Annotated in this window: 16 protein-coding genes; 9 read left to right on the forward strand and 7 right to left on the reverse strand. The window is 49.7% G+C overall.

Going from position 1 to position 12,439, the window contains the following annotated elements; all coding sequences use genetic code 11:
• The first annotated feature begins 38 nt into the window (after positions 1-38).
• Positions 39-800 carry a Crp/Fnr family transcriptional regulator gene (locus tag SU32_RS04470; RefSeq protein ID WP_053998153.1) on the forward strand — a complete coding sequence of 254 codons (762 nt, stop codon included), beginning with the start codon at positions 39-41 and terminating at the stop codon, positions 798-800.
• 87 nt (positions 801-887) lie between these two features.
• On the opposite strand, the gene SU32_RS04475 is transcribed toward SU32_RS04470, so the two are convergent.
• From SU32_RS04475 to SU32_RS04495, 5 genes are all read right to left on the reverse strand, one after another.
• Positions 888-1,397, reverse strand: coding sequence for a Dps family protein (locus SU32_RS04475; RefSeq protein ID WP_053998154.1), 510 nt, complete (start codon positions 1,395-1,397; stop codon positions 888-890).
• 17 nt (positions 1,398-1,414) lie between these two features.
• Positions 1,415-1,606, reverse strand: coding sequence for a hypothetical protein (locus tag SU32_RS04480; RefSeq protein WP_053998155.1), 192 nt, complete (start codon positions 1,604-1,606; stop codon positions 1,415-1,417).
• 59 nt (positions 1,607-1,665) lie between these two features.
• Positions 1,666-2,085: a hypothetical protein gene (locus tag SU32_RS04485; protein WP_053998156.1), complete on the reverse strand. Its 420-nt coding sequence runs from the start codon at positions 2,083-2,085 to the stop codon at positions 1,666-1,668.
• Between the two features lie 4 nt (positions 2,086-2,089).
• Complete coding sequence (locus SU32_RS04490) at positions 2,090-2,440, reverse strand: ElaB/YgaM/YqjD family protein (protein WP_053998157.1); 351 nt, start codon at positions 2,438-2,440, stop codon at positions 2,090-2,092.
• A gap of 83 nt (positions 2,441-2,523) precedes the next feature.
• Complete coding sequence (locus tag SU32_RS04495) at positions 2,524-3,669, reverse strand: HupE/UreJ family protein (protein ID WP_053998158.1); 1,146 nt, start codon at positions 3,667-3,669, stop codon at positions 2,524-2,526.
• 22 nt (positions 3,670-3,691) lie between these two features.
• On the opposite strand from SU32_RS04495, the gene SU32_RS04500 reads away from it, so the two are divergent.
• Positions 3,692-4,516 (forward strand): DUF4198 domain-containing protein, encoded by an 825-nt coding sequence (locus SU32_RS04500; RefSeq protein ID WP_053998159.1) that lies wholly within the window; start codon positions 3,692-3,694, stop codon positions 4,514-4,516.
• On the opposite strand, the gene SU32_RS04505 is transcribed toward SU32_RS04500, so the two are convergent.
• On the reverse strand, positions 4,517-4,732 hold the full coding sequence (locus SU32_RS04505) for a SlyX family protein (RefSeq protein WP_053998160.1): 216 nt from the start codon (positions 4,730-4,732) through the stop codon (positions 4,517-4,519). It lies immediately after the preceding gene.
• A gap of 176 nt (positions 4,733-4,908) precedes the next feature.
• On the opposite strand from SU32_RS04505, the gene SU32_RS04510 reads away from it, so the two are divergent.
• Genes SU32_RS04510 through deoA form a run of 7 tightly spaced genes read left to right on the forward strand, consistent with a single transcriptional unit; the run spans position 4,909 to position 11,871 of the window.
• Entirely contained in the window at positions 4,909-6,447 is a 1,539-nt protein-coding gene (locus tag SU32_RS04510) for an ABC transporter ATP-binding protein (protein WP_053998161.1), read from the forward strand.
• A gap of 4 nt (positions 6,448-6,451) precedes the next feature.
• Complete coding sequence (locus SU32_RS04515) at positions 6,452-7,594, forward strand: ABC transporter permease (protein ID WP_053998162.1); 1,143 nt, start codon at positions 6,452-6,454, stop codon at positions 7,592-7,594.
• Entirely contained in the window at positions 7,594-8,568 is a 975-nt protein-coding gene (locus SU32_RS04520; protein ID WP_053998163.1) for an ABC transporter permease, read from the forward strand. The genes SU32_RS04515 and SU32_RS04520 overlap by 1 nt, the downstream gene beginning before the upstream one ends.
• Position 8,569: 1 nt before the next feature.
• The gene (cdd, locus tag SU32_RS04525) at positions 8,570-8,977 is read left to right on the forward strand and encodes a cytidine deaminase (RefSeq protein ID WP_053998164.1); all 408 of its coding nucleotides are present in this window, start codon (positions 8,570-8,572) and stop codon (positions 8,975-8,977) included.
• A gap of 12 nt (positions 8,978-8,989) precedes the next feature.
• Positions 8,990-9,787, forward strand: a complete 798-nt coding sequence (locus SU32_RS04530; RefSeq protein ID WP_053998165.1) for a purine-nucleoside phosphorylase — start codon at positions 8,990-8,992, stop codon at positions 9,785-9,787.
• Positions 9,788-10,552 carry a deoxyribose-phosphate aldolase gene (deoC, locus tag SU32_RS04535; protein WP_053998166.1) on the forward strand — a complete coding sequence of 255 codons (765 nt, stop codon included), beginning with the start codon at positions 9,788-9,790 and terminating at the stop codon, positions 10,550-10,552.
• Positions 10,553-10,560: 8 nt separating this feature from the next.
• A complete protein-coding gene (gene deoA, locus SU32_RS04540) occupies positions 10,561-11,871 on the forward strand; it encodes a thymidine phosphorylase (RefSeq protein WP_053998308.1) in 1,311 nt (436 codons plus the stop codon).
• A 21-nt stretch (positions 11,872-11,892) separates the two neighbouring features.
• Here deoA and SU32_RS04545 read toward each other — a convergent pair whose 3' ends face one another.
• Positions 11,893-12,429 carry a TIGR02281 family clan AA aspartic protease gene (locus SU32_RS04545; RefSeq protein ID WP_053998167.1) on the reverse strand — a complete coding sequence of 179 codons (537 nt, stop codon included), beginning with the start codon at positions 12,427-12,429 and terminating at the stop codon, positions 11,893-11,895.
• Positions 12,430-12,439: the final 10 nt, after the last annotated feature.

A 12,439-nucleotide genomic window follows, 5' to 3' on the forward strand; every position in this document is an offset into this window, starting at 1 on the left:
ATTTATGTTCCTGCCTTGCCATAATTAAAGGAAATTACATGAAAGACGGGCAGCCCAACACCGCAGGCGCAGGTCGCACAGATTGTGCTCATTGCCCGTTAGGTAAACTGGATCATTTCCGCCGTTTTGATGACGACGAACAGGATTATGTCGAAGGATTTAAGACCGGCGAACTTATCACGGAGACCGGCGCGACCATCATTGTTGATGGAGCTCATAACGCGCATCTTTATACTTTACTGTCCGGCTGGGCGTTCAGATATAAAATAATGGAAGACGGCCGAAGGCAGATATTAAACTATGCCGTGCCAGGCGATTTGTTGGGGTTACAAGGCAGTATAACCGGCGAAATGCAGCATTCAGTGGAAGCGCTCAGTCCGCTGACATTATGTGTGTTCGAACGCGACAGAGTTAATGAGCTTTTTTCGAACCACCCTGACCTTGCATTTGACATCACATGGATCGCCGCCCGGGAGGAGCGTATACTCGACGAACACCTGCTTTCGATTGGCCGCCGCTCTGCCTATGAACGCGCGGCATATTTATTGGCTTTCTTGAACCGGCGCGGACGTCTTTCGGGTATTTTGACATCCAAGCACAATGTCATCCCCATCACACAACAACATGTTGCCGATACGCTTGGTCTGTCGATTGTCCATACAAACAAAACGCTAAAAAAGCTGAAAGATCGGAAGCTGATCGCTTGGGGCGATGGCGGTTGTCGCGTGATTGACGAAAACCAATTGGCAGAAATCGCCGGATGGGAAGAAACAGAAGAGAAGCGCCGCCCCTTTATTTAAGCCAGCCCCAGTTACCTGCATAATCATATCATATAAAAACGCACCGCCTGAAAAGGCGGTGCGTTTTGTTATTCATGAAGAATAAAATCAGTCTGAAATGATAGACTTGAGCATCCAGAGTGCCTTCTCGTGGAAAGTCAGACGTTCTGTCAGCATATCTTCGGTTACCAGATCGCCGGCATCGCCTGCTTTTTCGCCTAGCTCACGAATTTGACGGGACGCGGCTTCATGGTCCTTGATCAGATCAGCGACCATGTCATGTGCACTTGAATTATCAACGCTATGACCAGTCGGCGCGAAATTTTTCATGTCACCAAAGTTTACTGGCGCAATATGACCTAATGCACGCACACGCTCGGCGATGACATCGGCAGCTTCAAACAGCGCGTTATACTGATCTTCAGTCAGCTCATGGATGGGGCCAAACAAAGGGCCAACAACGTTCCAATGATAAACCTGCGTTTTGATCATCAGCTTGTAAGTCGATGCAAGAACATCAGAAAGACCCTCAGAAGCTTTTTCTAAATAGCTTTCATCAAGGCCGATTTTCGGCTTAACTTCCTTGGTTTCTGGTTTTAAAGCTGTCACTTTAGCCATAATTGAAACTCCTTAATTTAATTAGATTGCGTTTCGCTTTGAACATTTTCATTCGGAACCATTCCCCCAGTTTGGGAATCGCTGAAGATCAACTCGACGCCAAACCAGACAGCAAGAGCCAGACCAATGGCGATAAGCAGTACTTTCAGTACCGGCATGCCCTTTCTGCCTTGCCGTGCTTCAACTTCTGTTTCTACGGTTCTAGGCATGATAAATCCTTTCCTGACTGTTTGTGCAGAATGCTTTGCAAACAAAATTTGGTGCGATTTTACTTACGCGATTGAGATAATTTGGTTGCCGCAAATGCTGCAGCGGCAACCATAAGTAGCTTTTTAAGATCCATTGGACCGGCCGCAGATGACACAGAACTCGCGCCCATCTGCGCAACCGCTGCTGTATTGTGGATCATTCCGCGTCGAAGCCTTTTATCCCGGTAACTCAGGACCGCAATAATGGCGAGAACGAGCAAGCTTGTCGCCGCTGCGATCAAGGCCGCTGCCACAACTGCTTCAAGCGCGCCATAATGATCGGCGGCGTAAATGATCGCAGATATAATCGCCAGCACATAAGTCGTTAGCGCGAACAAGCCAAGCAATGCGTACAGTAAAGCCTGACGTTTTGTTCGCTTCACCGTTGTCGCCACATCGGATTTAACGGCAGTAAACAATAGGGGCAAAAAGGCGTTCATGGTATTATCTGCGCAAAATCAGCGCTGCCAAAACACCGACACCCGCGGCAATGCCAAGGGCCTGATACGGCTTTTCGCGAACCTGATCAGAAACTTTGCGGTCAAGCGCTTCCATTTCTTTGCGCAAACGATCAATCGTCTGCTGGGCGGTTTCGGATGCGTATTCAGACTTTTGAAGCGCGTTTGCTTTAACTTCTTTCACCCGGTCACTGCCAGCTTCTGTAAGCGCTTGTGCCAATCTACCTACATCTTCTTTCAACGCTTCAAGTTGAGCTTCAACATTATTGGCGTTGTTTGCACCATTTATCACTTCTTTAGCGCGGCTTGCCGCGCTTGTTTTTGATGCCGCTGCCATTTGGGCCTCCAAAATTCGTTGTTGATCTTACTTGTCCGAACAACGAGGCAGCCCTGTTTTGGTTCCAACTTTAACGGCCAGATTTATAGAAAAACGCGCTCAATGAACCAGTAGGCGCCAATCAAGCCGATGATGACCGATGCTGGATTTGAAATATAAGTCCGGTAAAACGGCCGATAACTGAACCATAATCCGACAGCAAGGTAAGCCAGAGCGATCACTGTCAATTGTCCCAGTTCCACGCCGATATTAAATCCGATCAGGCTCGTGACAAAACGGCTTCCATCCAAGCCGAACTCGCCCAGTACAGAGGCAAAGCCCAGCCCGTGCAGCAAACCAAACAGCAGCACAATAATGAGGCGCCAAGGTTTCATTTCACTGGAAATAATATTTTCGACCGCAACATAGACGATTGAAGCAGCAATCAACGGCTCCACAATTTCTGGCGCAATATTAATAATGCCCAGAATACCCAGCGCCAGAGTCAAAGTGTGCGCCAAAGTGAATGTCGTTACCTGAAGCAGCAATGGCTTGAGCTTTGGAGATAGGAAGAACAGCCCCAATACGAAAAGAATATGGTCTAGACCCAACGGCAGGATGTGCTCAAAGCCGGCAACCACATAACGCTTGAATACCGACCAGGTACTCTCGTCAACGGTCCCTGAACGCGGGATTGCAGCGGAGACCTCACCGTTGCGTAGAAACGCGGTATAAGCATCCGGACCAGCATCTTGTTGGCGCAAAACCAACTGGCCAAACTTTTGATCCCAGCCTACAGTTACCGGTGTATTATCGTCAGGTAATTCGGCCCGTAATGTGAGCTTGGAATCTCGCAGCAGTTCGACATTTGCCTCATCCGTCACTTCCACTTCGGCAAGCTCAGGCACTATCTTTGTTTCACCCGCCATGATCTTGAAACCGGTCTGCATCTGCGGCCAGAATGTTCGGAATTGCTGTTCCAGTTCACCGGGCGGTAATGCGCGCAAATTGTCATATTCAGCGGCCTGATCGGACAAGTTTGTGTCTTCAACATCGCTCAAATCCACGCCGGCCACAAACGCTTCCAAATTAACGTCAAGATTCAACGTTATTTCGTTGTTATCAATGACCAGATCACCAATAGCGGGTCGTGTCTCATGGGCCTGCGCTGCCGTCAGCATTGCAACAAACAACAGCATGACCATTGTTAAGCTTGACTTGAGCCAAGACACATTCAAACTGATAGCCATGGAATTACAAAGGTTTCGGAGCATGTGGATTAACCGCCTTAGAATTTATATTTCTGTTGCCTGTTTGATCAGCACGCCGGCTTATTCGCATGAATTGTGGCTGGAAGGCGCTGATTATGAAATTGCTATTAATGAAAAAATCGTCAGTGACCTTAAGGTGGGGCAAAACTTTCAGGGCAGCACCTACTCCTTTTTTCCGGACAGTTTTCAACGCTTTGATGTTGCCCTTGCTGGTCAAGTTAAACCCGTAGAGGGGCGGCTTGGCAACCGCCCTGCTGTTGATATTAATGCATTAGGCGAAGGATTAAATATTCTTGTATATCAGTCAAACAATATGATTGTGACCTATACGGAATTTGAAAAATTCGCATCATTTGTTGAACATAAAGCGCTTGAGAATGCACTTTCAAGACATGAGGAATTAGAATTTCCCAAAGACAAATTTAGAGAAGTTTATTCACGCTATGCCAAAAGCCTTGTTGGCGTTGGCAACGCGAAAGGCGCTGATAAAGCTTATGGACTGGAAACAGAGATCGTTGCCCTTAAAAACCCCTACACCGATGATCTTGATGACGGGTTTGATGTCAAAGTGCTTTATCAGGGAAAACCGCGCAAAAATGCGCAGGTGGAAATTTACGAAAAAAAGGCCAACAGCGAAGAGGCCGCAGAGGTTTTCACGACAACCACCAATGATAAAGGCATTGCCTCCATTGATGTAAAACCGGGTTATGTTTACCAGCTTGATGCTGTTGTAATCCGCCAACCCGCCAAAGAACTGGCAGAAGAAAAAGATGCCGTATGGGAGACGTTGTGGGCCAACATGACCTTTGCGACACCGCCATCCTGATTACCAGTGCGGCGGCTTTTGTGTTGGTGCTGAAACATTGGCATCTGCTTCAAACTCAACGATACGGGCTGTCAGTGCTTCAACGCGCCGCCGCAAATCAGCGATGATTTTGCCCTGATCAACAACAACACTGTTTAAGTCCTCAAGCATCTGGGCTTGATGCGCCGCTAGAATTTCCAGATCATCAAGTCGCGTCGTTTCGGGCCGCTCCATCATAAATCCTTTTGTGTAAATGTTTCTGAAAGCAGCATAACACTTTCCAAATGGGGCTGTCTCTTGCGATTTTAAGTTGATATCATCGAAATTGTTCAGCTACAGCTAATAGACGGGACTGGATTATCACGCTAGACCTGTTAAACTTTGACCAATTGATCAAATTTTGAGTGTGTTGTATGGCAGAATATGCAATCGAACTGGCCGGGATTAATAAAAGTTTCGGGCCGGTGAAAGCGAACCGCGATATCAACCTGCAGATTAAGCAGGGAACTATTCACGGCATTATCGGCGAAAACGGTGCGGGCAAATCCACGCTCATGTCGATCCTTTATGGTTTCTACCAAGCAGATTCCGGCGAGATCAGCATTAATGGCAAAAACACAAAGATCAATTCATCCAATGACGCCATAGCACTTGGTATCGGTATGGTTCACCAGCACTTCATGTTGGTCGAAAATTTTACAGTTCTTGAAAACATCATTCTCGGCGCTGAAGATTCTCAGCTTCTGTCAGGCAGCATATCCAAAGCGCGTTCAGAGCTTATCCGCTTGGAAAAAGAATATGAGCTTAATGTTGACCCCGATGCCATTATTGAAGAACTGCCCGTTGGCATCCAGCAGCGTGTTGAGATTCTAAAAGCACTTTATCGCGGTGCCGAAATTCTTATTCTCGATGAGCCAACCGGTGTGTTAACGCCTTCAGAGGCAGACCATCTGTTCCGTATTCTTGAACAATTAAAAGCACAGGGAAAAACGATTGTTCTGATCACGCATAAGCTGCGTGAAATCATGGCTGTGACCGACGAAGTGTCTGTCATGCGTCAGGGCACGATCGTTGCGACCCGCGAAACAGCGCAAACTTCGGTTGAAGAACTGGCCGAACTTATGGTCGGGCGCCGTGTGCTGCTTCGCGTAGAAAAAGGTGAACCGAACCCAGGCGAAATCAAGCTGTCTGTTCAAAATCTCACCGTTCGGGATTCGCGCGGCATTGATATGGTCAAAAATGTATCCCTTGACGTGCGCGCCGGTGAAATTGTCGGCATTGCCGGCGTGGCAGGCAACGGGCAAAGCCAGCTTATTGAAGCTATTGCAGGTATTAGGGCCGCAAAAGAAGGACGCGTTTTGCTGGACGGCGAACCCATTGACGTTACCGGACAGGCCGATCCAGCAATGTTGCGCAAGCGCGGCTTGGCTCATGTTCCTGAAGACCGTCACCATATGGGCCTTGTTCTGGCATTTGAAGAATCCGAGAACTCAATTCTGGGCTATCATGACAATGAGCAATATTTGTCCGGCCCCATGCTAAACATCGAAGCAATTCGCGATGACGCGCGTGAGAAAATTGAAAAATATGATATCCGTCCTGCAAATTGCCGCCTGAAAACGGCAAACTTTTCCGGCGGCAACCAACAAAAGATTGTCCTTGCGCGCGAAATGGAAACCGACCCTGCGGTTTTGATCGTCGGTCAGCCGACACGCGGCGTTGACGTAGGTGCCATCGAGTTCATTCACAAACGCATCATTGAAATGCGTGATGCAGGCAAAGCTGTTTTGCTGGTATCGGTTGAGCTGGATGAAATTCGTTCGCTGGCTGACCGCATCATCGTCATGTTCGATGGCAATGTCGTGGGAGAGTGCGGACCGGAAGCAACCGAAGGCGAACTTGGTCTCTTAATGGCCGGTGTTACAAACGACAAAATGGCAGCGGCGGAGTAAACCCATGGCACAGCCTTATTCACAATTACCACGTTGGGTGAACTATGGACTTATTCCGCTTGTTAACCTGAGTGTTGCATTTCTGGTCGCAGGACTGGTTGTTCTAGCTGTTGGAGAAAACCCGCTACGTGCGGCAGTTTTAATGATCGACGGTGCTTTCGGTTCGGGCGATGGCATAGGCTATACGCTTTACTATGCAACCAACTTTATATTCACGGGGCTTGCGGTCGCCGTCGCGTTTCACTGCGGTCTCTTTAATATTGGCGGCGAGGGCCAAGCCTATATTGGCGGCTTGGGTGTTGCTGTTGGCTGCCTTGCCTTTGACAGTATCTTTCCGTGGTGGATAAACCTGCCAATCGCCACGCTTTGCGCGGCAGCTTTTGGCGGTCTGTGGGCGCTTATTCCGGCTTTGCTTCAGGCCAAACGCGGCAGCCACGTTGTTATTACCACAATCATGTTCAACTTTATTGCCGCGTCCTTGATGGTCTTTCTTCTTGTCGATGTTTTAAAGCCTGCGGGTCAAATGGCTGTTGAAACGCGTCCATTTGCAGAAGGCGCATCGCTTCCACGACTGGATTGGATGATCGAAGCCTTTGGCTATACAATCCGCCGTGCACCTCTCAATATCATTTTCCTTCTCGCTCTGGTGACATCGTTCCTTGTCTGGGTTCTGATCTGGCGCACACGTCTGGGCTATGAAATCCGCACGATGGGCCACAGCCCGAAAGCGGCACAATATGCAGGCATCAACACGACCAAAATCATTGTGATCACAATGATGATTTCAGGCGGACTTGCCGGCATGATGGCTCTGAACCCTGTTATGGGCGCGCAAGAGCGATTGCAGCTTGATTTTGTAACCGGTGCCGGATTTGTCGGCATTGCCGTTGCGCTTATGGGCCGCTCACACCCGGCCGGGATCATTCCCGCCGCCATTTTATTTGGAATGCTTTATCAAGGCGGCGCTGAAATGTCGTTTGAAATGCCGGCGATCACCCGCGACATGATTGTCATTATTCAGGGCCTCGTCATTCTTTTTGCAGGTGCCCTCGAACATATGTTCCGCCCTTATATTTCAATGTTTTTCGGACGTGTCGCTGACAGCTCCCTTAAAGCAGCACCAGCCACAACGGGGGAGAGCCACTGATGGACACGTTTAACACAATCATCCTGGTATTTGATTCAACCGTGCGGTTATCAGTGCCGTTGCTGCTGGCCTGCCTTGCCGGTCTTTATTCTGAACGCTCCGGTGTTTTCGATATTGGCCTTGAAGGCAAAATGCTGGCTGGTGCGTTTGCCGGTGCTGCCGCCGCCTCCGTTTACGGTTCCGCGTGGATTGGTCTTGGTGCGGCTGTTTTGATATCTATTGCGCTATCACTGGTTCATGGTTTTGCCTCTATCACACACCGCGGCAACCAGATCGTGTCAGGTGTTGCGATCAACTTTATTGCCGCCGGTTCAACGATTATTCTTGGTCAGGCATGGTTTAAGCAAGGTGGCAGAACACCGGCGCTTGCCTCGGACGGGAGCCGCTTTGAATCAATCACCTTGCCATTTGCTGATGCACTAAGCGATGTGCCGATCATCGGACAGATCTATTCAGAGCTTTTATCAGGCCATTCAATTCTTGTATATGTCGCCTTTTTAGCGGTGCCATTAACGTGGTGGATTTTGTTTAGAACACGGTTTGGCCTGCGTCTGCGCGCTGTTGGTGAAAATCCAGGTGCCGTGGACACTGCAGGAATTTCAGTCGTCTGGCTGCGTTACCGCGCTGTCATTTTTTGCGGTTTTCTTTGCGGTTTGGCCGGTGCGTATTTATCGGTCGCCCAGAATGCCGGCTTTGTAAAAGACATGACCGCTGGCAAGGGCTTTATCGCACTTGCGGCACTGATCTTTGCAAAATGGCGTCCCATCAATGCCATGTATGCGTGTCTTCTTTTCGGTTTCCTTGATGCTCTGGCAATCCGTTTCTCAGGCATCAAAATTCCGGGGCTGTTTGAAATTCCGCCGCAGTTTATGCAGGCACTTCCGTATATTTTGACGGTTATTCTGCTGGCCGGTTTCATCGGCAAGGCGATACCGCCAAAAGCCGGCGGACAGCCTTATGTGAAGGAACGCTAAAATGGCAGAACTGGATAGGCTTTTTCAGGCAGCTAAAACCGCTATGGAAAAGGCGCATGCAAAATATTCGGACTTTCCGGTTGGTGCGGCCATTTTGACAAAAGACGGCAAAATTTATTCAGGTGCGAATATTGAAGTTATCTCTTTTCCCGAAGGCTGGTGCGCCGAAACAACTGCGATCTCTCATTATGTGATGGCGGGCGGCGGCGAAATAACCGATATTTGCGTTATTGCCGAGAAAAAAGACATCTGCACACCTTGCGGCGGATGCCGCCAGCGCTTGGCTGAATTTGCCCCATCGGATGCGAAAGTACATTTGTGCACGATGGACGGCATAGTTGAAACCATAACGATGGCCGATCTTTTGCCGCACGGATTTGAATCCGACGCTTTAATAAAAGCAAACTAGAACAGGTGGCGCTTGAAAACCACAATTGACACAATCATTGAGAAACTGGACGGTCTGGCACCGCGAATCGCGCTTGTGCTTGGGTCGGGGCTAGGCGGACTTGTCGACGCTATCGAAGATCCTATTCGATTTCCGTATGAGGAACTCGAAGGGTTTCCTGTTAGCGGCGTTTCCGGCCATGCCGGTGAACTCGTCGCAGGCACGATAAACGGCAAGCCTGTATTTATTCTATCAGGGCGCGCTCATTATTATGAACACGGCAATGCCAACGCCATGCGCCCCGCGCTTGAGCTTCTTAAAGGCTTGGGTGTCGAACATCTCATACTGACGAACTCCGCCGGTTCGTTGCGCGATGATATGCCGCCCGGTTCTGTGATGATGCTTACCGATCATATCAATTTTTCCGGTACCAACCCGCTTATTGGCGAAGAAACGGATGATCGATTTACTGGCATGACCTCAGCCTATGACACGCAAATGTGCGGCGCACTTGAATCCGCGGCGACCGAAAAAGATATCGCGCTACATAAGGGCGTATATATGTGGTTTTCCGGCCCGAGCTTTGAAACGCCTGCCGAAATCCGCATGGCTCGGACATTGGGTGCCGACGCAGTCGGTATGTCTACGGTGCCTGAAGTAATCCTAGGCCGGTTTCTCGGCCTAAAATGTGCGGCCTGTTCTGTCATTACCAATTATGGTGCCGGTATGACCGGTTCTGAACTGAGCCATGAAGAAACCAAAGAGATGGCCCCTATTGGCGGAAAGCGCCTTCAGACCATCTTGGTAAAAGCCATCGGAGACATTGCGTAAATGAGTAGCCGAAAAGAAATAGCAGAACGTGCCCTCGGTCTGATCGACCTGACCAATCTGAATGACGATTGCACATCGGATGCAATTATTGAGCTGTGTGAACGCGCCCGCACCAAGTTCGGCAATACCGCCGCAGTATGTGTCTTTCCCGACTTTGTGTCGCAATCCAAAGAATTATTATCAGGCAGCGGCGTTAAAGTTGCGACTGTCGTCAATTTTCCGTCGGGCGGCGATGAGGTGCGTGCGACAATGCATGAAACGAAAAAAGCCGTCGCCGATGGCGCTGACGAAATTGATCTCGTCCTGCCCTATACGGCGTTTAAAAACGGTGACAGTGACACTGCTCGCAGTATGGTTTCCACTATTCAGGCGGTCACACATAATCAGGCAAAACTGAAAGTGATTATTGAATCGGGAAAGCTGGTTGATCCAACCCTTATAAAGCAGGCATCGCTGCTTTCCTTGGAAGAAGGGGCCGATTTCATCAAAACCTCAACCGGAAAAGTCGAAATCAATGCAACGCTGGAAACAGCGGAAATCATGCTTTCGGCTCTGGCTGAATTTGGCGACAAAACACGCGGTTTCAAACCGGCCGGCGGTATAAAAACCGTTGAGGATTGCGGCGCATATCTTGATCTCGCCGACCGTATCATGGGCGCAGGCTGGGCCAGCGCTGCGACGTTCCGGTTTGGAGCTTCCGGTGTGCTGGGTGATGTTCTGGCTGCGCTTGAAGGCGGCAGTGCTGACACGGTTGAAGGCTACTAGAATTGGCAATTTTGCTACAGGAGATTATCCGCAAAAAGCGCGACGGGATAAAACTTAACGAAGATGAAATTCGAAGCTTTGTTGACGCTATCCAAGACAAAACGGCAAGCGACGCCCATATAGCCGCTTTCGCTATGGCAATATATTTTCAAGGCATGGACGATGAAGAGACCGTTGCGCTGACACTTGCCATGCGTGACAGTGGTGATGTTTTAAGCTGGCCAAGTCTCAAACGTCCGATTGCCGACAAACATTCGACCGGTGGTGTAGGCGATAATGTCTCGCTTATTCTTGCGCCGCTGGCTTCGGCATGCGGCCTAGATGTGCCGATGATTTCAGGACGCGGTCTTGGGCACACCGGCGGCACGCTTGATAAAATGGACGCAATACCCGGCTATCAATCCGAGCCTGAAACCGCACAATTTTTAGAGACAACCCGCCAGACCGGCTGCGCGATCATTGGCGCGTCGACTGCATTGGCTCCGGCAGATAAACGGTTCTACGCCGTGCGCGACGTAACCGCGACGGTGGAAAATATATCTTTAATCACAGCGTCAATTTTATCGAAAAAACTTGCTGCCGGTCTTGGCTGGCTGGTGCTTGATGTCAAATTTGGTGATGGTGCCTTCATGCGTGAACAGGATGATGCGCGAAAGCTCGCGCAAAGTCTGGTCCGCGTCGGCAATGGCGCTGGAACGAAAACAATCGCGCTTTTGAGCGATATGAATGAGCCTCTTGCCAGCGCCGTTGGCAATGCGGTTGAAGTCAGGAACGCCATCGAATTTCTAAACGGCACACACCGCGATGCCCGCCTTGAAGCCGTCACGATAGCGCTCGTTACGCAAATGGTACTCATTGCGGGCCTGGCCAAAAATGAGCAGGAAGCTGAAAGCCATGTCCGTTCTGCGCTGGAAAGCGGCCGTCCGGCTGAAATATTTGGACAGATGGTTCACGGATTGGGCGGCCCTGCCGACATAATGGAAAATTATGACAAGCACCTGCCGTCTGCGCCGGTCATCAGAGATATTCCTGCGCCGAAAAGCGGGTTTGTGACTGATATAAAAACACGCGCTATCGGCGTTGCCGTTGTAGAAATGGGCGGCGGGCGGCGCGCTGCAGGCGATGAAATTGACTATTCTGTCGGCTTTAGCAAACTGAAAAAGATTGGCGACCAGATTGCAAAAGGTGAAGCTCTTTGTACTGTTCACGCAAAAAGCGAGGCGGATGCAGAGCGCGCTCAGGAAGCTATTTTATCCGCTTATAATCTGGCTTCCAAAGCGCCGACTTCCAGAGCCATTATCGCTGGTCTGATCGACTAAAAAACTTTTCTGCGGAGTGCTCTAACGCCGCAAGACAAGATTACCGGATTTATACTCAAAACCACGCAGCTTGTTCATAAAACTCATACCGATCAGAACCGTGCTGAGCGAGCTGTCTTCCATCACGAGCGCTTCGACATTCATGATGCGGATAGAGCCAACGGTAACTTGCCCTATGATTGCGCGGGCAGCTTTTGCTCGACCGTTGGCTGTTATGACTTCGTGAATATAGTCGGATGGTTGAAGACGGATACCTGCGCGTCTGGCGATTGTTTCATTGAGCGCAATTGTCGTTGCACCCGTATCGATGAGGCCTTGCACGTTATAATTGTTAAGCCGGATATTGGTTCGGTAATGGCCTGACTGGTCACGCCCAATTTTTTCAACACCGGAAAGGCGAAGCGCTGTGTTTTTGTCCGCTTGGGGTTTGGTTTCTGGAATTGCGTCTTGACGCTTCGCGGTCAGCGCACTCGCGGTGTCCTGATCTCGCGTCAGATATTCTACCGTGCCCAGAGCAGCAGCAGAAATTAAACTTGCAGCAAGTAAAAGTCTCAACATCCAGAAGTCT

Origin of the sequence: Ahrensia marina, assembly GCF_001293565.1 — a bacterium.
Lineage (GTDB): Bacteria > Pseudomonadota > Alphaproteobacteria > Rhizobiales > Rhizobiaceae > Ahrensia > Ahrensia marina.

What these genes read in the sequence shown, in the direction of transcription:
- SU32_RS04470 (WP_053998153.1), top strand. Translation starts at nt 39, where the DNA reads ATGAAAGACGGGCAGCCCAACACCGCAGGCGCAGGTCGCACAGATTGT.
- SU32_RS04475 (WP_053998154.1), bottom strand. Translation starts at nt 1,397, where the DNA reads ATGGCTAAAGTGACAGCTTTAAAACCAGAAACCAAGGAAGTTAAGCCG.
- SU32_RS04480 (WP_053998155.1), bottom strand. Translation starts at nt 1,606, where the DNA reads ATGCCTAGAACCGTAGAAACAGAAGTTGAAGCACGGCAAGGCAGAAAG.
- SU32_RS04485 (WP_053998156.1), bottom strand. Translation starts at nt 2,085, where the DNA reads ATGAACGCCTTTTTGCCCCTATTGTTTACTGCCGTTAAATCCGATGTG.
- SU32_RS04490 (WP_053998157.1), bottom strand. Translation starts at nt 2,440, where the DNA reads ATGGCAGCGGCATCAAAAACAAGCGCGGCAAGCCGCGCTAAAGAAGTG.
- SU32_RS04495 (WP_053998158.1), bottom strand. Translation starts at nt 3,669, where the DNA reads ATGGCTATCAGTTTGAATGTGTCTTGGCTCAAGTCAAGCTTAACAATG.
- SU32_RS04500 (WP_053998159.1), top strand. Translation starts at nt 3,692, where the DNA reads ATGTGGATTAACCGCCTTAGAATTTATATTTCTGTTGCCTGTTTGATC.
- SU32_RS04505 (WP_053998160.1), bottom strand. Translation starts at nt 4,732, where the DNA reads ATGATGGAGCGGCCCGAAACGACGCGACTTGATGATCTGGAAATTCTA.
- SU32_RS04510 (WP_053998161.1), top strand. Translation starts at nt 4,909, where the DNA reads ATGGCAGAATATGCAATCGAACTGGCCGGGATTAATAAAAGTTTCGGG.
- SU32_RS04515 (WP_053998162.1), top strand. Translation starts at nt 6,452, where the DNA reads ATGGCACAGCCTTATTCACAATTACCACGTTGGGTGAACTATGGACTT.
- SU32_RS04520 (WP_053998163.1), top strand. Translation starts at nt 7,594, where the DNA reads ATGGACACGTTTAACACAATCATCCTGGTATTTGATTCAACCGTGCGG.
- cdd (WP_053998164.1), top strand. Translation starts at nt 8,570, where the DNA reads ATGGCAGAACTGGATAGGCTTTTTCAGGCAGCTAAAACCGCTATGGAA.
- deoC (WP_053998166.1), top strand. Translation starts at nt 9,788, where the DNA reads ATGAGTAGCCGAAAAGAAATAGCAGAACGTGCCCTCGGTCTGATCGAC.
- SU32_RS04545 (WP_053998167.1), bottom strand. Translation starts at nt 12,429, where the DNA reads ATGTTGAGACTTTTACTTGCTGCAAGTTTAATTTCTGCTGCTGCTCTG.